Raw genomic sequence first — 26,470 nt, 5'->3', positions numbered from 1 at the left:
ATGACTGCTCCGCTCTTTCACCTGGCCGCAGGCTCGCTGGACGATGCCGACGTCGGCTCTGTGGTGGTGCTCGACGGTCCGGAGGGCCACCACGCGGCCACAGTGATGCGGATGGGACCCGGCGAGCAGGTCCAGCTCTCCGACACGCAGCGGCTGCGCGCCGAAGGCACAGTCACCGCCGCCGACCAGGGGCAGCTGAGCGTGGAGCTCACGGCCCTCCACCGCGAGCCCGACCTGCGGCCCCACCTGGTGCTGGTCCAAGCGCTGGCTAAGGACAAACGGGACCTGCAGGCCATCGAGTCGGCCGCGGAGCTGGGAGTCGATGCGATCATCCCCTGGGAGGCCGAACGGTCGGTGGCCCGCTGGAAGGCCGGCCGCGAGGCGAAGAAGCACGCCGAATGGGTCAGCACCGTCACTGCGGCGGCCAAACAGACCCGGCGCACCGCCATCCCGCAGGTGGAGCAGCTGCACACCACCGCCGACTACCTGCGTCGCATCCAGCAGGACCAGCCCCGCCCCGCCGTCGTCGTGCTGCACGAGCGCGAGCGCAGCTCCCTGCGCGCTGCCCTGGAGGCCCACGGCCTGGACCCAACCGGGCAACGGGAGTCCGGTGTGGACCAGCTGCATCTGGTGGTGGGCCCCGAGGGCGGAATCACCGACCGGGAGATCGAGCAGCTCACCGCCGCCGGGGCCCGCACCGCCCGGCTGGGCCCCACTGTGCTGCGCTCATCCACCGCAGGGCCGGCGGCCCTGGCGGCCGCCCAGCTGCTGCTGGGCCGGTGGGAGTGGTGAGCTGCGCCTCACGCACCTGCGGGAAGACGCCCCACTCTGGGCGCGTTGGACGTATCCTAGAAGCACCCGACACCCGAACAAGCGAGGCACCTGATTACCGAGACCCCGACTCCCACCTTTGTTGAGCGCGAAGTTCACTTCGCCGACGCCGAAACGATGTTCCGCACCCTGGGGGTGCAGGATCTGGCGCTGCGCATCCTGGCCGGGCTCTATCCCGATGTCAGCCTCGGACTGCGCGAGAAGCTCATCACGGTCTCCGGCCCCAGCCCCGATACTCACCAGATCGTGGAGATCCTCACCCAGCTGAAGACGCTGGCCGCCTCGGGAACCACCGCCACTGAAGAGATCATCGAGCAGATCGCCACCATGGTGCGGGCTCACGATGCCCCCACCAGCGCACGCATGGTGGCCACCAATATCCTCTCCCACCGCGGCCGCACCATCCGGCCCAAGACGGCCAACCAGCAGAGCTATGTGGACACTATCGACGAGTCCACGGTGATCTTCGGCATCGGCCCGGCCGGCACCGGCAAGACCTATCTGGCGATGGCCAAGGCCGTGCAGGCCCTGCAGGCCAAGGAGATCAACCGAATCATCCTCACCCGCCCTGCCGTGGAGGCCGGCGAGAAGCTGGGATACCTGCCCGGCTCGCTCAATGAGAAGATCGACCCCTATCTGCGGCCGCTCTACGACGCGCTCTACGACATGATCGAGCCTGAGTCGATCCCGCAGCTGATGGCCGCCGGCACGATCGAGGTCGCGCCGCTGGCCTATATGCGCGGCCGGACTCTGAATGACTCCTTCATCATCTTGGACGAGGCGCAGAACACCACCGCTGAGCAGATGAAGATGTTCCTGACCCGGCTGGGCTTCAACTCCAAGATCGTGGTCACCGGAGACATCACCCAGGTGGACCTGCCCCGCGGCACGGATTCCGGCCTGGCTACTGTGCTGGAGATCCTCGACGGCGTGGAGGACATCTCCATCTCCCGCTTCGGCTCCCAGGACGTGGTCCGCCACGAGCTGGTCAGCCGCATCGTGGACGCCTATGAGCGCCACCAGAGCCAGCACGACTCCGCCGCGCGCCGGCCCGGGAGCGGAGGCAGGCGACGATGACCGTCACCATCGACGACGCCTCTGCGGACTCCCGCATCACCGCCGCGCACTTGGCTGAGCTGACCGACCTGGCCGCCTTCCTCTACGCGGAGCTAGGACTGGGGCCTGCGGTGGAGCTCTCGGTGGCGCTGGTGGACGAACAGGCGATGGAGCAGCTGCACCTGCAGTGGATGGACCTGCCCGGCCCCACCGATGTGATGAGTTTCCCGATGGACGAGCTGACACCGGGCACCGCAGAGGCCCCGGTGACCGAGGGCGCCCTGGGGGATGTGGTGGTCTGCCCCGCAGTTGCGGCCGCCCAAGCCGCCGAGGCCGGGCACTCCCTCGGCGACGAGCTGTGCCTGCTGACCACCCACGGCGTCCTGCACCTGCTCGGCTATGACCACGCCGAACCGGCCGAGCGTGAAGAGATGTTCTCCCTGCAGGCCCGGCTGCTCGGCCAGTTCCTGGGCCGGTCCGCCCCGACCCCCACGGTGAGCGGCTGAGCGATGACGATCATACTGCTGGTCTGCGCCGCTGTGGCCGCCGCGGTGCTGGCCTTTGTGCTCTCCACCGCGGAAGCCGCCTTCATCCGGCTCACCCGCAAAGAGGCCGAAGAGGTCGCCGAGAAACAGGGCCTGGGCGCTGTGGAGATGATCCTGACCGAACCGGTCCCGCACACCCTTGCCCTACAGATCTGGCGCTGGGGACTGACCACTGTGGCAGTGGTGCTGATCACCATCACCGCCATACTCGCCGTCGGAGACCTGGAGCTCGGCGCCCTGCTGGCCGGCATCGCCCTGGGCTCCTCCGGACTGGTCAGTGCGGCGGTCTCGCCCCGGAAGATCGGCCGGGCCCATCACCTTCGGATCATCACCGCCACGGCCCGCACCGTGCGCCTGGCGCGCCTTTCTTTGGGGCCGCTGCCGCAGTGGCTGGCCCGCATCGGCGGGAAGATCCTGCCGGGCACCGCCGCTGACCAGGGATTCTTCGACGACGACGAGCTGCTGGACTACATCGTTCGCGCCAATGAGTCTGATGTGATTGAGGACAATGAGGCCGAACTGATCGAATCGGTGCTGGATCTCTCCAGCACCCGGGTCCGCTCGGTGATGGTCCCACGCACCGATATGGTCACCATCGACGCTGAGGCCAGCTGCGAGGAGGCCATGACGCTGTTCCTGCGCTCGGGCTACTCCCGGATGCCGGTGACCCGAGGCTCGGCCGATGACATCACCGGCATGGTCTACCTGAAGGACGTGGCCTACCTGGACCATATGATCCGCATCGGCCGCGCCCCGGCCAGATTCTCCTCCCGGACCGCAGCCAGCATCGCAGTGGAGGAGCTGCAGCGCGACGTCCGGTATGTGCCGGAGTCCAAATCCGTGGGCGAGTTCCTCTCCGAGCTGCAGCGCGAGTCCACCCATGTGGCCGTGGTGATCGATGAGTACGGCGGCACCGCCGGGCTGGTCACCATGGAGGACCTCATTGAGGAGCTGGTCGGGGACATCGTCGACGAGTACGACGACGAAGTCGAAGAGATCGAGCACCTCGACGACGGCCGGGTCCGAGTCCCGGCCCGGATGAGCGTGGACGACTTCGCCTCCGCATTCGACCTGGACCTGGAGGACGAGGAGGACGTGGACACTGTCGGCGGTCTGCTGGCCAAGCACCTGGGACGAGTCCCGATCGCCGGCTCCGAAGTGGAGATCGACGGCGTCGTGCTCCACGCCGACCGGCTCACCGGACGCCGCAACCGAGTCTCCCACCTGCTGGTGTGGGAGTCGGTGACCCGCGGCGAGGATGCCGCAGCGCTGCCCGAGGCCCACCAGCAGGATCCGGCCCGGCGCGGTGCCCGAGGCGGGGTCGGCACCGAGGACGAGCAGCAGGCGCTGGCCGCCGAACGTGAAGCGGCTGAGCAGGAGGCGGTCGCCGCCGGCAGCGCGCGCTCGCCGGCTGAGACCGGAACCCGCCGCTGAGGCGCAGATGCACCGTATGAGCGCACGATGGAGGAGACGATGACGGCTGACCACTTACCGCTGCCGCAGTTCCCGGAGTTCGACGAGAACTACCGCGCAGGTTTCGCCAGCTTCGTGGGCCGCCCCAATGCCGGGAAGTCCACGCTGACCAATGCGCTGGTCGGCGAGAAGGTCGCCATCACCAGCTCCAAACCGCAGACCACCCGGCACACCATCCGCGGCATCGTGCACCGCCCCGGCACCGAGGACCGGCCAGGGGCCCAGCTGGTGCTGGTGGACACCCCGGGGCTGCACCGGCCCCGCACGCTGCTGGGCTCACGCCTGAACGACTTGGTCATCGACACCCTCAGCGAGGTCGACGTCGTCGGCTTCTGCCTGCCGGCCGATGAGAAGATCGGGCCCGGGGACCGATTCATCGCCGGGCAGCTGACCAAACTGCCGCACAAGCCCGTAGTGGCGCTGGTGACCAAGACGGACAAGGTCTCCCGCTCCGAGCTCGCCGAGCAGCTGATCGCCGCCGACCAGCTCGGCCGGGAGCATCTGGCAGGTGAGGCCCGCCAGGCTGAGGGCTTCGCCGCAATCATTCCGGTCTCCGCCGTCAACGGCGAGCAGGTCGACGTCGTCGCCGATGAGCTGATCCAGATGATGCCGACCTCCCCGCCGCTGTACCCCGAAGGCGAGCTCACCGACGAGCCGGAGCAGGTGATGGTTGCTGAACTCATCCGCGAGGCCGCCCTGGAGGATGTGCGTGATGAGCTGCCGCACTCCATTGCGGTCACCGTGGAGGAGATGATCCCCCGCGAAGACCGCCCGGAGGGCAGGCCGCTGCTGGATGTGCACGCCACTATTCACGTGGAGCGCGACTCCCAGAAAGCCATCATCATCGGGCGCCGCGGCAGCCGACTGAAGCAGATCGGCTCCCAGGCCCGTACCGGGATCACCAAGCTGCTGGGGACACCGGTGCACCTGGACCTGCACGTCAAAGTCACCAAGGAATGGCAGCGCGATCCCAAGAAGCTCAACCGGCTGGGATTCTGACTGGCAGATCCGCAGAGCGAGCCGTCCACATAGTGAACCGACATTGCGCCGGGTGCCCGAGCCCGGGGCGGGCGTGCTACCGTCAGTGACGTGCAGGACATCACTGAGCGTGCGCTACTAGGCCAGCTTCTCCGCCGCAGCGGGGACGAGCCGTCGCGCCGCTGACCTCAGCCTTCGCGCACGGCATATCCCGAGGCCGAATCCCCGCTGCGGAGTTTCCGCCAGAACCGGCTCCCTTCGGCCCGAGAACCGCACCAGCAACCGTGTAAGGACTCCCATGCGCAGCCTGCAGAAGCCCTCCCCGATGCCCTACCAGCGCTATGTTCCCTTCGAGGAGCAGATCACCGTCTCGCTTCCGGACCGCACCTGGCCGGACAAGACCATCCGCTCGGCCCCCCGCTGGTGTGCGGTGGACCTGCGCGACGGCAACCAGGCGCTGATCGACCCGATGAGCCCCGAGCGCAAGCACCGGATGTTCGACCTCCTGGTGAGCATGGGGTACAAGGAGATCGAGGTCGGATTCCCCTCAGCCTCGCAGACCGACTTCGACTTTGTGCGTCAGCTCATTGAGCAGAACAAGATTCCCGACGACGTCTACATACAGGTGCTCACCCAGTCCCGGGAGCATCTGATCGAGCGGACGTTCGAAGCCATCGCCGGCGCCCCGCGCGCCATCGTGCACCTGTACAACTCCACCTCTGTGCTGCAGCGCGAAGTGGTGTTCAAGCAGGACCAGGACGGCATCGTGGACATCGCCACCACCGGCGCCCGGCTGTGCAAGAAGTTCGAGGAGCAGCTGCTGGCCACCTCTGAGGTGCCCACTGAGGTGGTGTACCAGTACAGCCCCGAATCCTTCACCGGCACCGAACTGGACTTCGCCGCGCGGATCTCCAATGAGGTGGTCGATATCTTCGGCGCCTCAGCGGAGAAGCCGGTGATCGTCAACCTGCCGGCCACCGTGGAGATGGCCACCCCCGATGTCTACGCCGACTCCATCGAATGGATGCACCGGCATCTCCACCCGCGGGAGGGCATCATCCTCTCGCTGCACCCGCATAACGACCGCGGCACCGGAGTGGCCGCCGCCGAGCTGGGCTACAAGGCCGGGGCGGACAGGATCGAAGGATGTCTGTTCGGCAACGGGGAGCGCACCGGCAACGTGGATCTGGTGACCCTGGGAATGAACCTCTTCAGTCAGGGAGTGGACCCGCAGATCGACTTCCGCGATATGGACCAGATCCGCCGCACCGTGGAGTACTGCAACCAGATGCCGGTGCCCGAACGGTCCCCCTACGGCGGCGACCTGGTCTTCACCGCGTTCTCCGGCTCTCACCAGGACGCCATCAACAAGGGCTTCGCCCATATGGATGCCCGCGCCGAGGCCGCCGGAGTCCCGCGCGATGAGCTGACCTGGGCCGTGCCGTACCTGCCGATCGATCCCAAGGACATCGGCCGCAGCTATGAGGCCGTCATCCGGGTCAACTCCCAGTCCGGCAAGGGCGGAGTGGCCTATGTGCTCAAAGCCGAGCGCGGGATCGAGCTGCCCAGGCGCGCCCAGATCGAATTCTCCGGGGTCATCCAGCGCCGGGCCGACGACGGCGGGGGAGAGGTCACCCCCGAGGAGATATGGCAGATGTTCCGCGACGAGTACCTGCCCGCCGAGGACGGCGACCGCCGCTGGGGCCACTACCGGCTGGGTGAGGTCAAGACCGCCTCCGACGCAGACGGGCAGTTCTCCATGGACCTGCAGCTGCAGGTCGACGGCACCGCCCGGCGGGTCACCGGCGAAGGCAACGGCCCCATCGACGCGCTGCTGAGAATCCTGGCAGCTGAGGGTGTGGACGTGCGCCTGCTGGACTACACCGAACATGCCATGAGCTCCGGCGGCGACGCCCAGGCAGCCAGCTTCGTGGAGCTGGCCATCGGCGAGCGTGTGCTCTGGGGCGTCGGGATCGACCACAACACGACCCTGGCCTCCCTGCAGGCGGTGATCTCCGCGGTCAACCGCGCCATTCGCGACGCCTGAGCACGGGCCGAGATAGCCTGAGGACGCCACGATCTGGGAGGCGAACCGGTGTCCACCTTCGCTGCGCGCAGCTACCGCGACCTCGCGATAGTCCTGCGCACCCAGAAACTGGGTGAGGCCGACCGAATCATCACTGTACTCACCGCTTTCCACGGCCTGGTGCGGGCAGTGGCCAAAGGTGTGCGCCGGACCAGCTCAAAGTTCGGCGCCACCCTGGAGCCGTTCATGGTGGCCGATGTGCAGTTCGTCCGCGGGCGGAGCTTGGACATCGTCACCCAGGCGGTGGGCCGCAGCGCCTACGGCACAATGATCGCGGCCGACTATGAGAAGTACACCGCCGCATCCGCCATGGCTGAGGCGGCCGAACGCATCGCTGAGCATGAGCAGGTCGAACCGCAGCAGCCCGGGCGGCAGCGGGCGCGCGGCGGAGCTGACCAGTTCGATCTGCTGCATGGAGCCTACTCAGCCCTGGCCCGGGAGGTGCACTCCCCGGATGTGGTGCTCGGCTCTTATCTGCTTCGCGCTGTGGCGGCCGCCGGCTGGGCGGTGACTTGGAGCGCCTGCGTGGCCTGCGGCGCCCCAGGGCCGCATGCGGCCTTCCACGCCGGTGCCGGAGGCCCCGTCTGCCCCGACTGCCGGCCGCCCGGGTCCCGCAGTGTGGGGCCCGGCACCCCGGAGCTGCTGCACGCGCTGCAGCACGGGGACTGGGAGCGCACCGCCGCGGCGAGTGCGGAGATGCGCCATGAGGCGGTGTCGGTGGCCACCGACTACGCCCAGCATCACCTGGAGCGGCGGCTCACCTCGCTGCGAGCCTTTGCGTACTGAGCGCAGGGAAACGCAGCCCCTCCGGTGCCTGACTGCCACGCCTTGGAGGCGAACCGGCGCCCCGGATGCTCAGCCGTCCGCCTCCTCCGGCGGGTGGCCGTCGGAGGCATAGACGGAGACGAGGGAGACATCAGTTCCCTCTGCAATGCGGTCGTGGTACTCCTTCACCGGAACCTCTGAGACTGGTCCGCCCGCGGTCCAGACGATGAGGGAGACGCACTCCTCCTCCGGGCAGTGCCACGCCTGGGCGCTCCAGCCCTGGTCCTCGGCGTCAACCTGCTCCAGAGCGGTCTCCTCGACTGTGGGGTCTCCCTCCGAGGTTCCGTTCGTCTCCATCGGCGAGGGGCAGTCCGACTCCTGCGCTTCGGTGCTGACGGGTTCGGGGCTTTCACCCCCGGCGACTTCCTGATCGGTGTCCTCCTGACCGCCGCAGGCCGCAAGGCCTATCGCTGCGGTCAGGACGGCGCCGGTGGTGAGCCACCTTCTGCTGCCCATGGTGAGTACCTCATCGCTGGTCTGCACTGAACTGCCGGTCACATTCGCTGCACATCGTCAGGATGTCGATGTGACGCATGTCACTGTCAATGCCGCCGGTCGCGGCCGCAGAGCTGGACCCCTAATATGTGAGGACCAATGGACTGGGGCAGCGGCACCGGGTGGTGGGCATGCCTGGCACAATGAGCACCGTGACTTCCCGCGCAACCGAGTATGAGGACCCGTGGCCGCATCCCAGCGGAGCAGAACCCCCGAAGTTGCCTTCGGCGCTGATCCCGCGGCATGTGGCTGTGGTGATGGACGGCAACGGCCGGTGGGCCAATCAGCGCGGACTTCCGCGGACCGAAGGTCACCGGGCCGGCGAGCACAGTCTGATGGAAGTCATGGCCGGGGCCATCGAGGCTGGCGTGGAGCACGTCAGCGTCTACGGGTTCTCCACCGAGAACTGGAAGCGCTCACCGGAAGAGGTGCGCTTCATCATGAGCTACTCCCGGGACGTGCTGCGCCGGCAGCGCGACGTTCTGAACTCCTGGGGCGTGCGCATCCGGTGGAACGGACGGCGGCCCAAGCTGTGGCGCTCGGTGATCCGCGAGCTGGAGTCTGCCGAGGAGCTGACCAGCAGCAACACTCGCTGCACGCTGACCATGTGCGTCAACTATGGGGGACGAGCGGAGATCACCGACGCCGCCCGCGCCATCGCCGAACGTGCCGCCCGGGGCGAGATCGACCCGCGGCGCATCCGCGAATCCACCCTGGCAGCACATCTGAACCACCCTGATGCTCCGGACGTAGATCTCTTCCTGCGCTCCTCCGGGGAGCAGCGGATCAGCAACTTCCTGCTCTGGCAGTCCGCCTACGCCGAGCTGGTGTTCCTCGACACCCTGTGGCCCGACGTCGACCGCACCACGCTCTGGCACGCGCTGGAGATCTACGCCCAGCGGGACCGTCGCTACGGCGGGGCGGTGGACGCGGTGCGCGACTCCGCGTGAACGGTCTCCCTCAGGTGCCGTAGACCTGCAGCCAGCGGCGGACATGCTCGAAAGCCTCGGTGCGCACCGGCTGCCGCGAGGCGAAGACGTCATGCATCGCCTGCGGGATCCGCACCACCGTGACGTGGCGTCCCAGCCGCACCGCGCGGCGGGCCAGCAGCTCCACGTCCAGCACGCCGTCGTTCTCCTGGTGCTCCGGTGTCCACTGCGGGCGATAGACCGTCCCGGTGGAGAGCAGCACCAGCACCGGCAGATCCATCTCCAGCCCCTCCCGCACCCGACGGTGGCCGGCGAAGACAGCCTTCAGCCAGCCCACCGTCATGGGGAAGGACTTCCTGGGCCGCCACAGGGGATGCAGCTGCCATTCGCCGTGAGCCTGATCCGACAGCGACTCCCAATAGTGCTCCAGCCGCGGCACCCGCAGCGTCGCGGTCGGGTTCACCGCACCCAGGGGCGTGACGATCCCCTCCGCCGCGGCCCGGGCCGGAGAGTGGCCGGGGACCTCCAACCACGGAGAGTTCAGCACCAGCGCGGCCGCCTGCCCCGGATGGCGCTGGGCCCACAGCGCGGCCACCAGTCCGCCCGTAGAGTGGCCGGCGACCACCGGACGGCCGGCCTCCGGGTTCTCCTGAGCGATGATCTCCAGGGCCGCTTGGATCTCGGCATCATAGGCCGCCAGATCGTCAATATGCCCGGGGGTCTGGTGGGCGCGCAGGCTCCGGCCGTATTTGCGCAGGTCCAGGGCATAGAACCGGTGCCCGGCCTCCACAAATCGGTGGGCAAGCTCCAGGTTGTAAAAGTAGTCGGTCCAGCCGTGGATCTGCAGCACCGGCGGGGCTGATGGGCGCGCAGGCTGCTGATCACAGCGCACCAGCGTGGCGGAGACGCTGCCCTCGAAGTCCTCACCCAGCGGAATCGTCCTGCGCGAGCAGCCCGGCAGGCAGTCCGGCACCCACACCCCGGCAGGAGAGTCTTCCAGCAGCTCGTCTCCGGGGTGCTGAGCCTCGCTTGCCCGCTCCTTGCCGCGCTCAGAGCCTCCGGAGTCACTCCGCGGAGAGGAAGTCGACGTCGTCATATCCCCAGTGTAGGAAGCGCCGGGACCCGGCAGGCGCAGGCCGATAGGATCGGGACTATGCCTTCTGACGCTCCGCTCTACCGCGCCGCTTTCCGGCTCGTTCTGTCCCGCATGGATCCTGAGCAGGCGCACCGCCTGGCGGTCAGCGGTCTGCGGGTCGCGCACCGCCTCGGCCTGGGGGCGGTGCTTCAGCGCCTGACCCGCCCGCAGGAGTCGCTGCGCACCCGGGCCCTGGGAATCGACTGGCCCTCACCCTTTGGGCTGGCAGCCGGGTTCGACAAGTCCGCCACCGCTGTGCTGCCGCTGGCCTGCCTGGGCTTCGGCCATATTGAGGTGGGAACAGTCACCGCGCAGCCGCAGCCGGGAAACCCCGCGCCCCGACTCTTCCGGCTGGTGCAGGACCAGGCGCTGATCAACCGGATGGGATTCAACAACGACGGCGCAGCAGCGGTGCGCAGACGCCTGGAGCGCACTGCGGCACGCATCGCCAAGCTGAGAGAGCGCGGAGCGCATGCCCCGGTGGTGGGGGTCAACATCGGTAAGACCAAAGTGGTGCCGCTGGAGGGGGCGGTGGAGGACTACCTGCTCTCAGCCTCCACCCTGGCGCCGGTGGCCGACTACCTGGTGGTCAACGTCTCCTCGCCCAACACTCCCGGACTTCGCCAGCTGCAGGAGATTGAGGGGCTGCGCCCGCTGCTGCGAGCAGTGGGGGAGGAGGCCGATGCCGCCGCCGGACGGCATGTGCCCTTGCTGGTGAAGATTGCCCCCGATCTGGCAGACGACGACGTCGACGCCGTGGCCGAACTGGTCACCGAGCTGGGACTGGACGGGGTGATCGCCACCAACACAACTATCTCCCGGGAGCGGCTGCGCAGCGAGGCCTCGGTGGTGGAGGCCGCCGGCGCCGGGGGGCTGAGCGGGCCGGTGCTCGCCGAGCGGTCCCGGCAGGTGCTCACCAGGCTTCGCGCCGGACTCGGCGACTCAGCTGCGATCATTTCGGTCGGCGGCGTCATCACCGCCGACGACGTGTCGGAGCGGCTGCGTCTGGGCGCCGACCTCGTCCAGGGCTACACCGGATTCATCTATCAGGGTCCGCTGTGGGTCCGGAGGATCAACAGGGAGCTGGCCCGGCGTCGTCCGGCAGCGGTGCGCGGGTGAGCAGGGGAAGTCGCCGGCTCAGCTGGGGAACTCGCCCCGAGCCACCATCGGCTTGGGCAGCCGCAGCCGGCGCACCTGCAGGGACCGCATGGCGGCATAGAACCGCACGCCCTTCTCCAGGCTGCCGGGCCCGTACTTGGCCTCGATGCCCTGGCGGACCTTTCGCCCTACCCACCAGCTCTCCACGATGACGGCGAACATGACCGCCCAGAGGCTGAAGGCCACCATCGCGCGGGCCTCCTCGGTCATCACGAAGGAGCCGAAGAGGAACAGCAGCACAATGATCAGCAGCCACTCACCGATGCCGGTGCGCGCATCCACATAGTCGCGGGCGAAGCGCTTCTGGGGGCCGCGGTCGCGCACCGGCAGATACCGCTCCTCGCCGGTCTCCATGGCGCGGCGCATCTTCGCGCGCTCCTCAGCGACCCGCTGCCGTTCGCGCTGCCGAGCGACCTTGCGGTCATTGGCCACCAGCGGTCGCTTCCGGGCAGCTTCACGCTCCTTGCGCCGCGGAGTGGGCACGCCCTTCTTCTCCGGCAGCTTCTTCTTCGGCTGCTGCTGCTGCGCCTCAGCAGCCTGGGCAGCCTCAGCCTCCAGGAGCTCATTCTGGGTCTTCTTCCTACGTCCAAGCACCGCCCCAGTCTACTGGCGCGGCGGGAATGATGCCGCAGCCGCCGTCGTTGGTACCCTCAATAGGAGCACACCGTCCCATGTGAGGAGAGGGAGAACGCGATGAGCACTCCGACCCAAGAGACCACCGAGATCCGAGGCAACGAGGTCGAGGGGTACAAGACCCACAAGGTCGAGCTCTCCGAGGCAGCCGCACAGAAGGTCGCCTCGCTGCTGGAGCAGGAGGGGCGCCAGGACCTCCGGCTGCGCGTGGCGGTCCAGCCCGGCGGCTGCAGCGGCCTGATCTATCAGCTCTACTTCGACGAGCGGGTGCTCGACGGCGACACCCTGCGCGAATTCGACGGGGTGGAGGTCATCGTGGACAAGATGAGCGTCCCGTATCTGGAGGGGGCCACCATCGACTTCGAAGACTCCATCTCCAAGCAGGGCTTCACCATCGACAACCCCAATGCCGGCGGATCCTGCGCCTGCGGGGACTCGTTCCACTGAGATCCGCAACTGACGCACCACACTTCTACTTAATGTAGAAGTAATAGAGAGGCCCGCACCCTGCAGCTGGGGGCGGGCCTCTGTGCGTTGATCCGCCGCTGAGAGCTTGCGCAGCGAGCCGCAGAATCAACCCTCCACGGCCCTGCCGGCAGACGTCGGTGGTGGCTCGGACACCCCTGTGCCTCGAGCGCTTTCTCTACGAGTCGTAGTAGTCTTGTTCCCAGCGTAAAGATGTCGCTGATCTGCCTGAAGGCGCGGCTGCCCGCAGGCGTCGATCAAGACCCAAGAGAATGTGCGCGAGTCACTCGCACACCAAGTGAAGAGGAAGGGCCGTCTGTGAGTTCTTCGCAGGAGCGAACCGGCAGCTTCAGCCGAACGGCGAAGTCCTTTGCCCTGGCCGGCGTGGCGCTGATGGTGCTCACTGCCTGTGCAGAAGACCACCCCGCGCGGCGGGGCTGGCTTCCCGGCGAGCGGGACACGACCACCAACACTGCGGAGCTGACCGACCTGTGGGTCAACTCCTGGATCGCAGCGCTGGTCGTCGGACTCATCACCTGGGGCCTGATGCTCTGGTGCATGGTCGCCTACCGCCGGCGCAAGGGGGAGACCGGCTATCCCCGTCAGCTGGCCTATAACGTGCCGCTGGAGATCATGTACACCATTGTTCCGCTGGTGATGGTGGCAGTGCTCTTCTTCTACACCGACCAGGTGCAGCGCTCCGTCGACGAGCCGTACGAAGAGCCCGATATGACCATCGAGGTCTACGGCAAGCAGTGGGCCTGGGACTGGAACTACACCTACACGGCGGAGGACGGCACCGAATACGAGGTGCACGACACCAGCACTCAGGGCCACCTCACCGGCGAGGAGGGCGTGCGTGACACTCTGCCGACCATCTACCTGCCCGTGGATCACGACATCACCTTCGAGCTGAAGTCCCGCGACGTCATCCACTCCTTCTGGGTGCCGGCCTTCCTGCAGAAGCGGGATTTGGTTCCCGGCCGGACCAACTACATCTACCTCAACCCCCAGGAGACCGGCAGCTTCGACGGCAAGTGCGCCGAGCTCTGCGGTGAGTACCACTCAGAGATGCTGTTCAACGTCGAAGTGGTCGAGGCCGACGAGTTCGTCGACTATCTGGAGACCCTCGATGAGGGACACCTGGGCGATGAGTACAATCGCAATCCCAACCTGCAAGACCAACAGACCCTGACCAGAGGGGATAGCTGACCATGTCCACGATGGAATACTCCTCCGACTCCTCACGCGAGGCCAGCCGCAGCGTCCCGGTCTCCAAGGGACGGATCGTGGTCAACTGGCTCAGCACCACTGACCACAAGACGATCGGGTACATGTACCTGATCACCTCCTTCCTGTTCTTCTGCCTCGGCGGTGTGATGGCACTGATCATCCGTGCCGAGCTCTTCGAGCCCGGAATGCAGTTCCTGCAGACCAAGGAGCAGTACAACCAGCTGTTCACCATGCACGGAACGGTGATGCTGCTGATGTTCGCCACCCCGCTGTTCGCCGGCTTCGCCAATGTGATCATGCCGCTGCAGATCGGCGCTCCCGATGTGGCGTTCCCGCGTCTGAACGCGCTGGCGTTCTGGCTGTTCCTCTTCGGCTCGCTGGTGGCTATGGCCGGCTTCCTCACCCCGCAGGGCGCGGCCTCCTTCGGGTGGTTCGCCTATGCGCCGCTGTCCGACACCACCTATACCCCGGGCGTCGGTGGGGACCTGTGGGTGCTGGGACTGGCGCTGACCGGCTTCGGCACAATCTTCGGCGGCGTGAACTTCATCACCACCATCATCTGCATGCGCGCCCCGGGCATGACTATGTGGCGGATGCCGATCTTCACCTGGAACACCCTGGTGACCTCGATTCTGGTGCTGATGGCCTTCCCGCCGCTGGCCGCGGCTCTGTTCGGCCTGGCCATGGATCGCCGGCTCGGCGGACATATCTTCGACCCGGAGTCCGGCGGAGCGATCCTCTGGCAGCACCTCTTCTGGTTCTTCGGCCACCCGGAGGTCTACATCATCGCCCTGCCGTTCTTCGGCATCGTCTCCGAGATCATCCCGGTGTTCAGCCGCAAACCGATCTTCGGGTACAAGGGACTGGTTTACGCGACCATTGCCATCGCGGCCCTGTCGGTGACCGTCTGGGCCCACCACATGTACGTCACCGGAGCGGTGATGCTGCCGTTCTTCGCGCTGATGACCATGCTGATCGCCGTTCCCACCGGCGTGAAGTTCTTCAACTGGATCGGCACCATGTGGCGCGGATCGATCACCTTCGAGACCCCTATGCTGTGGAGCCTGGGCTTCTTGGTGACCTTCCTGTTCGGCGGTCTGACCGGCATCATCCTGGCCTCTCCGCCGCTGGACTTCCACGTCTCAGACACCTACTTCGTCGTCGCCCACTTCCACTACGTGGTCTTCGGCACCGTGGTGTTCGCCATGTTCGCAGGCTTCTACTTCTGGTGGCCGAAGTGGACCGGGAAGATGCTGAACGAGCGGCTGGGAAAGATCAACTTCTGGATGCTGTTCATCGGCTTCCACGGCACGTTCATGGTCCAGCACTGGCTCGGAGTGATGGGCATGCCGCGGCGCTATGCCGACTACCTGGTCGAGGACGGCTTCACCGGGATGAACCAGTTCTCCACCGTGTTCTCCATGGTGCTCGGCGCCTCGCTCATCCCGTTCTTCTGGAACGTGTGGGTCACCCACCGCAAGGGCAAGAAGGTCCTCGTCGACGACCCGTGGGGCTTCGGCGGATCCTTGGAGTGGGCCACCAGCTGCCCGCCCCCGCGGCACAACTTCCATTCGCTGCCGCGAATCCGTTCCGAGCGTCCGGCCCTGGATCTGCACCATCCGGAGCTCTCTGAGCGCCACAGCCTGCACACCCCTGCAGGGAAGGTGTTCGGGCCGGCAGACCAGAAGGACAAGGCAGGAATCTAGGGAGCGCTATGAAAACCAATGTTGGAATCTTCGGCGTCATCGGCGTCTTCTTCCTGGTCGTTGCCTTCATCTACGGTTTCGTCACCGGATTCGACGAACTGGCGGGTTTCCCCCTGCTGCTGCTGGCCGCAGGACTGGGCTTCATGCTGTGGTTCTACCTCCGAGCCACCGATAAGAACGCCAAAGAGGCCATGGACGGGGACAACCCCGAGGGCGATATCTCAGACATGACCGGCAACTACGGCGAGTTCTACCCCTGGAGCTGGTGGCCGCTGGGCCTGGGCTTCTCACTTGCCTTCGCGGTCTTCGGTCTGGCCATCGACTGGTGGGTGGTGTTCATCGCCCTGATCCCCGTCGTCTTCTTCATCAGCGGATGGGCCTTGGAGGGCAACCGCAAGACCTACGCCCACTGACTGCTGCCGCACAGTGTCATAGACGGCGGCCCGTCGCAGCAGGTTCTGCGGCGGGCATTGCCGTGTCCAGAGAGGATCACCTGAATGGCCGTACGTCCCATCGTCATCCATGGCGAGCCGGTTCTGCACCGCCGCGCCGCCGAGGTGGAGAGCATCGACGAATCCATCCGCGAGCTGCTGGTGGATATGGAGGAGACGCTCGAAGCGTCCAACGGCGTCGGGCTGGCGGCCCCGCAGATCGGCGTGGGCCTGCGGATCTTCACCTGGAAGTACTCGGGTGATACCGGGGCCGTGCCGAATCGGGGAGTCATCATCAACCCGCGGCTGCGGCTGATCGGCAGAGTCTCCCAGGAGCTTCCTGACCCGGAGCAGGAGGTGGAGGGCTGCCTCTCAGCTCCCGGCTACAGCTTCCCCCTCAAACGCAGCGACCACATCGAGATCACTGGTCTCAACGCCGATGGCGAACCGGTTCAGTTCGAAGCCCGCGGCTGGTTTGCGCGCATCATGCAGCACGAATACGACCACCTGGACGGCTATCTCTACGTCAACCGCCTGGCAGACCGGTACGCCAAGCGCTGGAAGAAGATCGTCAAGCGCGAAGGCTGGAACGAGCCCGGACACAGCTGGCTGCCCGGGGTGGACCCCGACCCCTTCGGCCATGAGGACGACGCGGACTGAGCCGCCCCGCAGGTCACCTCAGCCCGCCGTGCTGAACTCCACCCAGCGGCGGAGCACCTCAGCAGCGGCCCCGGAGTCGATGGACTCAGCAGCGCGCTCCATATTGGCCCTGAGCCGAGACAGCACATCACCGGGGGCCTGAGGATCCAAGGCCGTCAGTCCTGCAGCGGCATTGACCACCACCGCCTCGCGCACCGGGCCCTCCTCACCGGCAAGCAGAGCCCGGACCACTCCGGCGTTGTGCTGCGCGGAGCCGCCGCGGAGGTCCTCCACCCGGCAGCGGCGCACCCCCAGATCCTCCGGGGTGAGCTTGCAGTGCGTCACGTCCCCGTCGCGCACCTCCCAGAGGTCGGTCGCCGATGAGGTGGTGATCTTGTCACGGCCGTCCTGTCCGCGGAAGACCAGCCCGCGGGTGCCCCGGGCCGCCAGCGTCTCCGCGATGCGCGGAGCCAATTCCGCAGAGGCGCAGCCGATCGCCTGCGCCTCAGGACGCGACGGATTGGACAGCGGACCCAGGAAATTGAACACGGTCCGCACCGCCAGCTGGCGCCGGGCCGGCATGACGTGACGCATCGCCGGATGAAACTGCTGGGCAAACAGAAAGGTGATACCCACCTGCTGCGCTGCCGCGGCGACACGCTCGGGGGTGAGCCGGAGGTCCACGCCCAGGGCCTCGATCACATCGGCGGCCCCGGCAGTGGTGGAGGCGCCGCGATTGCCGTGCTTGACCACCCTGGCTCCGGCTCCCACGGCCACCAGCGAACTCATAGTCGAGATATTGACCGTGCCCAGCCGGTCGCCGCCGGTGCCCACAATGTCCACCGCAGGGCCGGTTATGGTGATCGGCTCGGCCTTTGCCATCATCGCCTCGGAGAGCCCCAGCAGCTCCTGGGCTGTCTCTCCCTTGGCGCGCAGGGCCACCAGGAACCCGGCCACCTGAGCGTCGGAGAGCTCACCGCTCATCAGCTGCGACATGGCCCACGAGGCCGCACCGGCGGAGATCGACTCCCCGCTGAGCAGCCGTTCCAGGAGATCAGGCCATGACATCTCGGTGCTGTGCTCTGCTGCGCTCATGGCTCCACTGTAGACGCCAACCCCCGCGCCGTCGGAGTCGGTGCCTGAGAGCCACCAGGGCGCGGGGAGCACCTGAGAGGACGTTTTTCGACGATGTGTAGAAATATTCATGCAACTTTCGTCACGCCCACCGTGAGCCGATCCCAGAGATGACGCGGAAAACAGCGCCATCACAAGGATGCAGGCCCTCGCCACACCCGGCTGGCCGATGGCAAAGCGGATCATTTTCAGGACATAATGTCTCTGTGACGTCTGCAACCCAAGCTCCCAACGTTCCGGCGCGCGCGCTGCCGAACCGCCCGAATATGGTGTCCGTGGGCACCATGGTGTGGCTCACCAGCGAGCTGATGTTCTTCGCCGGCCTGTTCGCCATGTTCTTCACGCTGCGCTCCACGCAGGCTGAGATGTGGGCCGAGTACAGCGCCCGTCTGGACCTGGTCCTGGCAGGAATCATCACGGTGATCCTGGTGGCCAGCTCGGTGACCGCGCAATTCGGCGTCTTCGCCGCGGAGCGCCACCAGCCTCGGCGCACCGGGGGCCTGCTGCAGGTGAAGAACTGGGGCATGGTGGAGTGGTACATCCTCTCCTACCTGATGGGTGCCATCTTCATCGCGGGACAGTCCTTCGAGTTCGCTGAGCTGGTCTCCCACGGGGTCTCCATCCAGACCAACGCCTTCGGCTCGGCGTTCTACATCACCACCGGCTTCCACGGCCTCCACGTCATCGGCGGCCTCTTCGCCTTCCTCTACGTCATCGTCCGTGCCTACTTCAGCGTGAAGTTCACCGCCAAGGAGGCCCACGCCGCCGTGGTGATCTCCTACTACTGGCACTTCGTCGACGTAGTGTGGATCGCCCTGTTCGCGGTGGTGTACCTGCTGCCGCAGTTCGTATGACGAAGAAGCACCCCACACGCTTAAGAACCGCATCTGAGAAGAAAAGGACACCGGCTAAGTGAAGGCACTGACGCAGAAGCGCCGCCATCCGTTCGCCTTTGTGGCGCTGCTCCTTCTGGGGCTGCTGCTCACCGGCGGGCTCTACGCCGCTGCGACCACGGTCAATGAGGCTCAAGCCTCCAACCTGCCGGAAGGCTACACCTCTGAGCAGGTGGAGGAGGGCGAGCGACTGTTCGTAGCCAACTGCGCCACCTGCCACGGCATGAACGCTGAGGGCACCGACGCCGGACCGTCTCTGGTGGGCGTCGGCGCAGCCTCGGTGGACTTCCAGGTCGGCACCGGCCGGATGCCTATGCAGATGCAGGGACCGCAGGCCCAGCAGAAGCCGCCGCAGTTCAACGAGGAGCAGACCGCCCAGCTGGCCGCCTATGTGGCCTCCCTCGGCACCGGCCCCGCCGTTCCGGAGGATGAGTACCTCGACGTCGACCAGGGCGACCCCTCCCGCGGCGGCGAGCTGTTCCGCATCAACTGCGCCATGTGCCACAACGCTGCCGGCGCGGGCGGCGCCCTGACTGAGGGAAAGTTCGCACCTTCGCTGCACGGGGTGGAGGAGCGCCACATCTATGAGGCGATGACCACCGGACCGCAGAACATGCCGGTGTTCAATGACGCCAACATTCCTCCGGAGGATAAGCGCGACATCATCGCCTTCCTGAAGACCTACGAGAACCAGGGCACTCCCGGCGGCTTCTCACTGGGATTCCTGGGACCAGTCTCTGAGGGGCTGCTCATCTGGACGCTGGGACTGGCCCTGCTCATCGGGTCGATGGTCTGGCTGACCTCCCGGTCCTCCTAGCTCCGCACCCCACACACGCACCCATACCGCACTTCAGACACAGCAAAGGACAGAAACCATATGGCCGAGCACGGTAACGGCGAATCGGGCGCCGTCGTCACAGCCGGCGAGGGGGAGTCAGGCACCTACGCCATCGACAGCCCTGGGCTGCCGCCGCACCGCCCGCGGCTGTCGGATGTGGACGAGAAGGCCGCCAAGCGCAGCGAGCGGCAGGTCGCCACGCTGTTCATCATCTCGATCATCGGCACCATCGTCTTCATGGTCGGGTACTTCGCGATCGGCCGCACCAGCGAAGAGTTCGGCGAGTACTTCGACCACATGCAGTGGCTGCGCATCCAGAACACTCTGCTGGGCGTCGGCTCGGCCTTTGCCATGCTCGGCATCGGCCTGGGTGTGGTGCATTGGGCGAAGACGCTCATGCCCGACCACGAAATCGTCGAGCCCCGCAAGCCGCTGCGCGCCGAGGCTGAGCGTGCTGAGGCGGCTCAGATGATGGGCGAGATCGTGGAAGAGACCCAGATCAAGCGCCGTCCGCTGCTGCGCAATACGCTCATCGCAGCGGCTCTGCTGGCTCCGCTGCCGGCCGTGGTGATGTTCCGCGACCTGGACCGTGCTTACGGCGAGGAGTTCAGCCCCGAGCGGATGCGCCACACCATCTGGGATGAGGGCGTGCGGCTGGTCCGCGACCCCACAGGCACCCCGATCCGGGCCTCGGACCTGACGGTGGGTTCAGCCATGCACGTGATCCCGGAGAACCTGCGGGAGATCTCCAGCCACGGTGAGCGGCTCTCTGAGAAGGCCAAGGCCGTGGTGCTGCTGATGCGGATGAATCCCGAAGACTTTGAGCACACCAGCCCGGGCCGTGAGGACTGGACCTATCAAGGCATCATCGCCTGCTCCAAGGTGTGCACCCACGTGGGATGCCCGGTGGCTCTCTATGAGCGGCACACCCACCACCTGCTCTGCCCGTGCCACCAGTCCACCTTCGACGCCGCACAGGAGTTCAAGGTGGTCTTCGGACCCGCCGGCCGGCCGCTGCCGCAGCTGCCGATCACCGTCGACGACGAGGGCTTCCTCGTGGCACGCAGCGACTTCACTGAACCTGTCGGCCCGACTTACTGGGAGCGTGGCAACGCATGAGCGCCGCTGATAAGAACTACACCGAGGCTCAGTACCTCGAGGCCGATCAGTACCAGCCCAGGACGCGCACCGGACGCATCGCCAACTACGTGGACCAGCGGGTCGGCGGCACCGGTATCGTCCGGGAGTTCGGCCGGAAGGTCTTCCCGGATCACTGGTCGTTCATGTTCGGCGAGGTGGCGCTCTACAGCTTCATCATCGTGGTGCTCTCCGGCGCGTTCCTGACGTTCTGGTTCGACCCCTCGATGGCCACCACCCGCTACTCCGGGTCCTACGCCCCGCTGCAGGGGGTGGACATGTCCACCGCCTACGCCACCGCCCTGGAGCTGAGCTTCGATGTGCGCGGCGGACTGTTCATGCGCCAGCTGCACCACTGGGGCGCGCTGCTGTTCATCCTGGCGATGAGCGTGCACATGCTCCGTGTGTTCTTCACCGGCGCCTTCCGCAAGCCGCGTGAGCTGAACTGGGTGGTCGGCTGCGCACTGCTGATCCTGGGCCTGGGTGCCGGCTTCACCGGCTACTCGCTGCCGGATGAGGTGCTCTCCGGCAACGGCCTGCGCATCATCGACGGCATGATGAAGGCCATCCCGGTGGTGGGCACCTACCTCTCCTTCTTCCTCTTCGGCGGTGAGTTCCCCGGTGATGAGGTGATTCCGCGCCTCTACACCCTGCACATCTTCATCATCCCGGGGATGATCCTCATCCTCATCGCGATCCACCTGTTCATGGTGGTCGTGCACAAGCACACTCAGTACCCCGGTCCGGGCCGGACTGAGCGCAATGTGGTCGGCTACCCGGTGGGTCCGGTGTATGCGGCCAAGGCCGGCGGCTTCTTCTTCATCGTGCTGGGCATCCTGTGCCTGATCTCGGGCACCTTCCAGATCAACGCGCTGTGGAACTACGGCCCCTACGACCCGTCGCCTGTGCAGGCCGGGGCCCAGCCGGACTGGTACATCGGGCCCTTCGAAGGCGTGCTGCGCCTGATGCCCGGCTGGCTGGGACCGATCCCGCTGGAGTTCGTCATCCCCACCCCGTGGGGCGGCAACTCAGTGGCCACCCCCGTGCTGGTGCCGATGATCCCGATCGCGGTGATGTTCCTGGGCATGTTCATCTGGCCCTGGATCGAGGCCTGGATCACCGGCGACAAGAAGGAGCACCATCTGCTGGACCGCCCGCGCAACGCGCCCACCCGCACTGCCGTCGGCGCGGCCACGGTGACCTTCTACTGCATCATGTGGGGCATGGGCTCCAATGACCTGATCGCCACGCACTTCCAGCTGTCGCTGAACGACATCACCTACTGGTCGCGCGTGCTGATCTTCGTCGGCCCGGTGATCGCCTACATCCTGACCAAGCGGATCTGCCTGGCCCTGCAGCGCAAGGACCGGGAGATCGCCCTGCACGGCCACGAAGCCGGCATCATCGAGGTCAGCCCCGACGGCGGATTCCACGAGCGGCACAAGCTGCCCAGCGAGTACGAACTGTGGACCCTGGTCTCCTACGAGGCTCCGGCACCGTCCGGTCCGCGGCCCAACGCCAAGGGCAAGGTCACACGGGTGGAGAAGTTCCGTGCCGCGCTGAACCGCATGTTCTTCGAGGACCGTGTGGAGCCGGTGTCCCGCCAGGAGTATCTGGAGGCCCTGGAGCACAACGGGCACCACGACGGCGCCACCGGGCTGGAGGCAGCCCAGTCGCAGGAGCAGATCACCGCAGGCCACTCCGGCCGGCACTGATCCGCCGTCCCCGCACGTTACGTGCCGGAAGGGCCCAAACCTCGCCTTCAGAGCCGGGAGTTTGGGCCCTTCTGACACGTGATGCCCCTGCGGCGGGGCCGGGGCCTAGTGGCCGCGGATGATGGCGCGCAGCCGCTCCACCCGCTCGGCGACGCTGCGCTCATACCCGTTGGTGGTGGGGGAGTAGTAGTCGGTTCCCACCAGGTCGTCAGGGGCGTACTGCTGCGCGGCGACGTGGTTGGCGGCGTCGTGGGCGTAGATGTAGCCCTTCCCGTGGCCCAATCGGTGGGCGCCGGCGTAATGCGCGTCCCGCAGATGCGGCGGAACGGGCCCACCCTTGCCGGCCCGCACGTCCGCGATCGCAGCATCCAGCGCCTTGTAGGAGGCGTTGGACTTCGGGGCGGTGGCGATATGCACGGTGGCCTGGGCCAGCAGGATCCTGGCCTCCGGCATCCCGATCAGCTGGACCGCATCGGCTGCGGCGATCGCCGTCTGCAGGGCTGAGGGATCAGCCATGGCCACCTCTTCACCGGCGGCGATGACCAGACGGCGGGCGATGAACCGGGGATCCTCGCCGGCCACGATCATCCGCGCCAAATAGTGCAGCGCAGCGTCCACATCCGAGCCGCGCAGCGACTTGATGAACGCGGAGATGATGTCGTAGTGCTGGTCGCCGTCCTTGTCATAGCGCTGCACCGCGAAATCGGCCGCCTGCTCGGCGTCCTCTGCGGTAATCTCCGCGGCCTCCCGGCCGGCAGCCACAGCGGCAGCAGCCTCCAAGGTGGTCAGAACCCGGCGCGCATCGCCGCCGGAGACCCGCAGAATATGGTCGCGGGCCTTCTGATCCAGGCTGTACTGTCCGTTCAGGCCCCGGGGCTCCTGCAGCGCCCGGTCAACCAGAGCGTCCAGATCCTCGCGGGTCAGCGGGTGCAGAGTCAGCAGCAGCGAACGGGAGAGCAGCGGAGCCACCACGCTGAAGGAGGGGTTCTCCGTGGTGGCGGCCACCAGAATCACCCAGCCGTTCTCCACCCCGGGCAGCAGCGCGTCCTGCTGGGCCTTGTTGAACCGGTGGATCTCATCGAGGAACAGCACCGTGGTGACCCCGTGGAGGTCACGGTCGTTCAGCGCTGCGTCCATCACCTGACGGACATCCTTGACGCCGGCACGAATGGCGGAGAGCTCCACAAACTTTCGCTGGCCGCCGCGGGCGATGACGTGTGCGATCGTGGTCTTCCCGGTGCCGGGCGGACCGTAGAGGATCACCGAGGAGGGTCCGGCCGGGCCGCGTGAGCCCTCGGCCAGCACCCGCAGCGGCGAGCCGTCCTTGAGCAGGTGCTTCTGCCCGACGATCTCATCCAGCCGCTGCGGCCGCATCCGCACAGCAAGCGGAGTGTGCCGCCGTCGCTGCCCCGGTGCGGAGGCCTGGGGGTCTTCGAACTTCGCGCTGGAGAACAGGTCTCCGCCGAGCGGATCGGTCACCGCGGCCTCCTCACAGATGTCGTCGAACGGTCGGCCTCGACTCTATCGCGTGCCGCGCACCGACGGCGTCCGGGTCGGCACCGTCGGCAGCCGCGCGGGCGCGTGCCAGAATGTGGAGCATGCGTGCAGTGATCCAACGCGTCTCGCGTGCTCATGTCCGGCTGACCGGCGACGACGACCCGAGCGCGACGAGCACCGGGTTCGACGGCGAGGGGCTGGTCGTGCTGCTCGGCGTGACCCATGAGGACACCACCGCCGAGGCCGAGCTGCTGGCTGACAAGATCTTTGGGCTGCGGATCCTGGCGGGGGAGCGGTCATGCGCCCAGGCCGGGGCGCCGCTGCTGGTGGTCAGCCAGTTCACCCTGCATGCCGACGTCCGCCGCGGACGCCGTCCGTCATGGAGCCGCGCGGCCCCGGGACCGGTGAGCGAACCCCTCTACGAATCCTTCGTGTCCGCGCTGCGCCGCCTCGGGGCCCGGGTGCACACCGGCCGATTCGGTGCGGACATGGAGGTCGAGCTGGTCAACGACGGACCAGTCACGCTGGTCGTCGACACCGAGGATCTGCAGCGCCCGCGGCGGGAGTCAGGCTCGGTGTGAGGGTATTCACAGGCTGGAACCCCGTCGGTGCCTCGGCAGCTGCCACGCTGCTCACCGTGGGCATGCTGGCGCACATGCTGCCCGGCCTGGGCGGAGCAGGGCCGATGATCTACCCGATGCTCGGACTGACCTTGGTGAGCGCGGCAGTGCTTCTGCTGGCGATCCGCGGCCGCGGACTGCTCCTCGCCGCCGAAGACGGGGCCGCGCCCGCTGCCCGGCTCAGGACTCGTCGACCGGCTGCTTCACTGCGCCCTGCCTAGCCTCGCCCGGCTTCGGCTCAGGCTTGGCATCCACGCCGGCTTCCTTGCGCTGGGCGGCAGTGATCGGGGCCGGAGCGGCAGTCAGCGGGTCGAAGCCGCCGCCGGTCTTCGGGAACGCGATGACCTCACGGATCGACTCCTCCCCGGCCAGCAGTGCGATCACGCGGTCCCAGCCGAAGGCGATGCCGCCGTGCGGGGGAGCGCCGTACTTGAAGGCATCCAGCAGGAAGCCGAACTTCTCCTGGGCCTCCTCTTCGGAGATGCCCATGACCTTGAAGATCCGCTCCTGTACGTCCCGGCGGTAGACACGCAGTGAGCCGCCGGCGATCTCATTGCCGTTGCACACCAGGTCATAGGCATTGGCCAGAGCTTCGCCCGGCTCAGCGTCGAAGGTCTCGGCGAACTCGGGCTTCGGCGCGGTGAAGGCATGATGCACCGCGGTCCAGGCGCCCTCGCCCACGGCCACATCTCCGGAGGCCTTGGCTTCGGCGGCAGGCTCGAACATGGGAGCATCCACCACCCACACGAAGGACCAGGAGCCGGGTTCGATCAGCCCCACCCGCTCGGCGATCTCATTGCGGGCTGCACCCAGCAGCGCCCGGGAGGCCTTGGTCTCCCCGGCGGCGAAGAAGATGCAGTCGCCGGGGGAGGCACCCACGGCTTCAGCCAGGCCGGCCTTCTCGGCCTCAGAGAGGTTCTTGGCCACCGGGCCGCCGAGCTCACCGTCCTCGCCGACCAGCACATAGGCCAGGCCTTTGGCGCCGCGCTGCTTGGCCCACTCCTGCCAGGCGTCCAAGGTGCGCCGCGGCTGGGACGCGCCGCCGGGCATGACCACCGCGCCCACATAGGGGGCCTGGAACACCCGGAAAGGGGTGTCCTTGAAGTATTCGGTCAGCTCGGTCAGCTCCAGGCCGAAGCGCAGGTCCGGCTTATCGGAGCCGTACTTCGCCATCGCCTCCCGGTAGGTGATGTGCGGGATGGTCTGTGGGATCTCGACGCCGATCAGGGACCACAGCCGGCGGATGATCTGCTCAGCCAGCTCGATGACGTCCTGCTGCTCCACGAAGCTGGCTTCAATGTCCAGCTGGGTGAACTCTGGCTGCCGGTCAGCGCGGAAGTCCTCGTCGCGGTAGCAGCGGGCGATCTGGTAGTACTTCTCCACTCCGCCGACCTGCAGCAGCTGCTTGAACAGCTGGGGCGACTGCGGCAGGGCGTACCACGAGCCAGGGGCCAGGCGGGCAGGCACCAGGAAGTCACGCGCTCCCTCCGGGGTGGAGCGGGTCAGGGTGGGGGTCTCCACCTCAGTGAAGCCTTCGGCATGCAGGACCTCGCGGGCCACCCGGTTGGCCTCCGAACGCAGCCGGATCGCCTGTCCCGGCCCCTCGCGGCGCAGGTCTAGATAGCGGTGGCGCAGCCGGGCCTCCTCGCCGACTTCAACATGCTCATCGATCTGGAAGGGCAGCGGAGCGGCGGTGTTGAGCACCTCCAGCTCCTCGACGATGATCTCCACCTCGCCCGAAGGCAGGTTCGGGTTCTCATTGCCGGCCGGACGGCGCTCCACTGTGCCGGTGACCCTCAGGACGAACTCATTGCGCAGCGGATCGAAATCGGCCTCGTCGCGGACGACCACCTGGGCGATGCCCGCAGCATCACGCAGATCCAGGAAGGCGACCCCGCCGTGGTCGCGGCGGCGGGCCACCCAGCCGGTGAGGGTGACGGTCTGGCCAATGAGTCCGGCGTTGATCTCGCCGGTGGTGTGGGTGCGGAGCACTGTGTCCTTCCTAGGGTGTCGAATCC

At 67.0% G+C, this 26,470-nt stretch carries 26 protein-coding genes; 20 read left to right on the top strand and 6 right to left on the bottom strand.

Annotation, left to right across the window (positions count from 1 at the left end):
- From Q1K09_RS02810 to recO, 7 genes are all read left to right on the top strand, one after another.
- Complete coding sequence (locus tag Q1K09_RS02810) at positions 1 to 792, top strand: 16S rRNA (uracil(1498)-N(3))-methyltransferase (RefSeq protein ID WP_300343028.1); 792 nt, start codon at positions 1 to 3, stop codon at positions 790 to 792.
- A gap of 90 nt (positions 793 to 882) precedes the next feature.
- A complete protein-coding gene (locus Q1K09_RS02805) occupies positions 883 to 1,908 on the top strand; it encodes a PhoH family protein (RefSeq protein ID WP_300343133.1) in 1,026 nt (341 codons plus the stop codon).
- Positions 1,905 to 2,393, top strand: a complete 489-nt coding sequence (ybeY, locus tag Q1K09_RS02800; protein ID WP_300343026.1) for an rRNA maturation RNase YbeY — start codon at positions 1,905 to 1,907, stop codon at positions 2,391 to 2,393. The genes Q1K09_RS02805 and ybeY overlap by 4 nt, the downstream gene beginning before the upstream one ends.
- Positions 2,394 to 2,396: 3 nt before the next feature.
- Positions 2,397 to 3,866: a hemolysin family protein gene (locus tag Q1K09_RS02795; RefSeq protein WP_300343025.1), complete on the top strand. Its 1,470-nt coding sequence runs from the start codon at positions 2,397 to 2,399 to the stop codon at positions 3,864 to 3,866.
- A gap of 39 nt (positions 3,867 to 3,905) precedes the next feature.
- Positions 3,906 to 4,904 (top strand): GTPase Era, encoded by a 999-nt coding sequence (gene era, locus Q1K09_RS02790; protein ID WP_300343132.1) that lies wholly within the window; start codon positions 3,906 to 3,908, stop codon positions 4,902 to 4,904.
- A 277-nt stretch (positions 4,905 to 5,181) separates the two neighbouring features.
- A complete protein-coding gene (gene leuA / locus Q1K09_RS02785) occupies positions 5,182 to 6,930 on the top strand; it encodes a 2-isopropylmalate synthase (RefSeq protein WP_300343024.1) in 1,749 nt (582 codons plus the stop codon).
- 48 nt (positions 6,931 to 6,978) lie between these two features.
- Entirely contained in the window at positions 6,979 to 7,755 is a 777-nt protein-coding gene (recO, locus tag Q1K09_RS02780) for a DNA repair protein RecO (RefSeq protein ID WP_300343022.1), read from the top strand.
- A gap of 69 nt (positions 7,756 to 7,824) precedes the next feature.
- Here the strand turns inward: recO and Q1K09_RS02775 are convergent, their stop codons facing one another.
- Positions 7,825 to 8,250, bottom strand: a complete 426-nt coding sequence (locus Q1K09_RS02775; RefSeq protein WP_300343020.1) for a hypothetical protein — start codon at positions 8,248 to 8,250, stop codon at positions 7,825 to 7,827.
- A 191-nt stretch (positions 8,251 to 8,441) separates the two neighbouring features.
- Here Q1K09_RS02775 and Q1K09_RS02770 point away from each other — a divergent pair, with 191 nt between their 5' ends.
- A complete protein-coding gene (locus Q1K09_RS02770; protein WP_300343018.1) occupies positions 8,442 to 9,239 on the top strand; it encodes an isoprenyl transferase in 798 nt (265 codons plus the stop codon).
- A gap of 10 nt (positions 9,240 to 9,249) precedes the next feature.
- Here the strand turns inward: Q1K09_RS02770 and Q1K09_RS02765 are convergent, their stop codons facing one another.
- Positions 9,250 to 10,314, bottom strand: a complete 1,065-nt coding sequence (locus Q1K09_RS02765; RefSeq protein ID WP_300343016.1) for an alpha/beta hydrolase — start codon at positions 10,312 to 10,314, stop codon at positions 9,250 to 9,252.
- A 57-nt stretch (positions 10,315 to 10,371) separates the two neighbouring features.
- On the opposite strand from Q1K09_RS02765, the gene Q1K09_RS02760 reads away from it, so the two are divergent.
- Positions 10,372 to 11,472: a quinone-dependent dihydroorotate dehydrogenase gene (locus Q1K09_RS02760; RefSeq protein ID WP_300343015.1), complete on the top strand. Its 1,101-nt coding sequence runs from the start codon at positions 10,372 to 10,374 to the stop codon at positions 11,470 to 11,472.
- Between the two features lie 18 nt (positions 11,473 to 11,490).
- On the opposite strand, the gene Q1K09_RS02755 is transcribed toward Q1K09_RS02760, so the two are convergent.
- Positions 11,491 to 12,105 carry a DUF3043 domain-containing protein gene (locus tag Q1K09_RS02755; protein ID WP_300343013.1) on the bottom strand — a complete coding sequence of 205 codons (615 nt, stop codon included), beginning with the start codon at positions 12,103 to 12,105 and terminating at the stop codon, positions 11,491 to 11,493.
- Between the two features lie 99 nt (positions 12,106 to 12,204).
- Between Q1K09_RS02755 and erpA the strand changes: the two genes are divergently transcribed.
- From erpA to def, 5 genes are all read left to right on the top strand, one after another.
- On the top strand, positions 12,205 to 12,591 hold the full coding sequence (gene erpA / locus Q1K09_RS02750) for an iron-sulfur cluster insertion protein ErpA (protein WP_300343012.1): 387 nt from the start codon (positions 12,205 to 12,207) through the stop codon (positions 12,589 to 12,591).
- A gap of 411 nt (positions 12,592 to 13,002) precedes the next feature.
- Positions 13,003 to 13,821 carry a cytochrome c oxidase subunit II gene (coxB, locus tag Q1K09_RS02745; protein ID WP_300343130.1) on the top strand — a complete coding sequence of 273 codons (819 nt, stop codon included), beginning with the start codon at positions 13,003 to 13,005 and terminating at the stop codon, positions 13,819 to 13,821.
- A 2-nt stretch (positions 13,822 to 13,823) separates the two neighbouring features.
- A complete protein-coding gene (gene ctaD, locus Q1K09_RS02740; RefSeq protein WP_300343010.1) occupies positions 13,824 to 15,548 on the top strand; it encodes a cytochrome c oxidase subunit I in 1,725 nt (574 codons plus the stop codon).
- Positions 15,549 to 15,556: 8 nt separating this feature from the next.
- Positions 15,557 to 15,961 carry a cytochrome c oxidase subunit 4 gene (locus tag Q1K09_RS02735; protein ID WP_300343008.1) on the top strand — a complete coding sequence of 135 codons (405 nt, stop codon included), beginning with the start codon at positions 15,557 to 15,559 and terminating at the stop codon, positions 15,959 to 15,961.
- An 84-nt stretch (positions 15,962 to 16,045) separates the two neighbouring features.
- Positions 16,046 to 16,639: a peptide deformylase gene (gene def / locus Q1K09_RS02730; RefSeq protein ID WP_300343006.1), complete on the top strand. Its 594-nt coding sequence runs from the start codon at positions 16,046 to 16,048 to the stop codon at positions 16,637 to 16,639.
- An 18-nt stretch (positions 16,640 to 16,657) separates the two neighbouring features.
- Here the strand turns inward: def and trpD are convergent, their stop codons facing one another.
- On the bottom strand, positions 16,658 to 17,713 hold the full coding sequence (gene trpD, locus Q1K09_RS02725; protein WP_300343004.1) for an anthranilate phosphoribosyltransferase: 1,056 nt from the start codon (positions 17,711 to 17,713) through the stop codon (positions 16,658 to 16,660).
- Positions 17,714 to 17,958: 245 nt separating this feature from the next.
- Here trpD and Q1K09_RS02720 point away from each other — a divergent pair, with 245 nt between their 5' ends.
- The 4 genes from Q1K09_RS02720 to Q1K09_RS02705 are packed head-to-tail and all read left to right on the top strand — an operon-like array spanning position 17,959 to position 22,335.
- Entirely contained in the window at positions 17,959 to 18,606 is a 648-nt protein-coding gene (locus Q1K09_RS02720) for a cytochrome c oxidase subunit 3 (RefSeq protein ID WP_300343002.1), read from the top strand.
- Positions 18,607 to 18,664: 58 nt separating this feature from the next.
- A complete protein-coding gene (locus tag Q1K09_RS02715; protein WP_300343000.1) occupies positions 18,665 to 19,462 on the top strand; it encodes a c-type cytochrome in 798 nt (265 codons plus the stop codon).
- A gap of 60 nt (positions 19,463 to 19,522) precedes the next feature.
- On the top strand, positions 19,523 to 20,602 hold the full coding sequence (locus Q1K09_RS02710; protein WP_300342999.1) for a Rieske 2Fe-2S domain-containing protein: 1,080 nt from the start codon (positions 19,523 to 19,525) through the stop codon (positions 20,600 to 20,602).
- Positions 20,599 to 22,335 (top strand): cytochrome bc complex cytochrome b subunit, encoded by a 1,737-nt coding sequence (locus Q1K09_RS02705; RefSeq protein ID WP_300342997.1) that lies wholly within the window; start codon positions 20,599 to 20,601, stop codon positions 22,333 to 22,335. The genes Q1K09_RS02710 and Q1K09_RS02705 overlap by 4 nt, the downstream gene beginning before the upstream one ends.
- A gap of 105 nt (positions 22,336 to 22,440) precedes the next feature.
- On the opposite strand, the gene Q1K09_RS02700 is transcribed toward Q1K09_RS02705, so the two are convergent.
- On the bottom strand, positions 22,441 to 23,814 hold the full coding sequence (locus tag Q1K09_RS02700; protein ID WP_300342996.1) for a replication-associated recombination protein A: 1,374 nt from the start codon (positions 23,812 to 23,814) through the stop codon (positions 22,441 to 22,443).
- A gap of 119 nt (positions 23,815 to 23,933) precedes the next feature.
- Here Q1K09_RS02700 and dtd point away from each other — a divergent pair, with 119 nt between their 5' ends.
- Positions 23,934 to 24,413, top strand: a complete 480-nt coding sequence (gene dtd / locus Q1K09_RS02695) for a D-aminoacyl-tRNA deacylase (RefSeq protein WP_300342994.1) — start codon at positions 23,934 to 23,936, stop codon at positions 24,411 to 24,413.
- Positions 24,410 to 24,673, top strand: a complete 264-nt coding sequence (locus tag Q1K09_RS02690; protein WP_300342993.1) for a hypothetical protein — start codon at positions 24,410 to 24,412, stop codon at positions 24,671 to 24,673. Before dtd ends, Q1K09_RS02690 begins: the two co-directional genes overlap by 4 nt.
- On the opposite strand, the gene aspS is transcribed toward Q1K09_RS02690, so the two are convergent.
- Positions 24,633 to 26,444, bottom strand: a complete 1,812-nt coding sequence (gene aspS, locus Q1K09_RS02685; protein ID WP_300342991.1) for an aspartate--tRNA ligase — start codon at positions 26,442 to 26,444, stop codon at positions 24,633 to 24,635. The genes Q1K09_RS02690 and aspS overlap by 41 nt on opposite strands.
- Positions 26,445 to 26,470: the final 26 nt, after the last annotated feature.

Origin of the sequence: Nesterenkonia sp., assembly GCF_029265375.1 — a bacterium.
Taxonomy (GTDB): domain Bacteria; phylum Actinomycetota; class Actinomycetes; order Actinomycetales; family Micrococcaceae; genus Nesterenkonia.
Note: the sequence above shows the minus strand (reverse complement) of the source record. Positions and strands in the feature narration are given on the sequence as shown.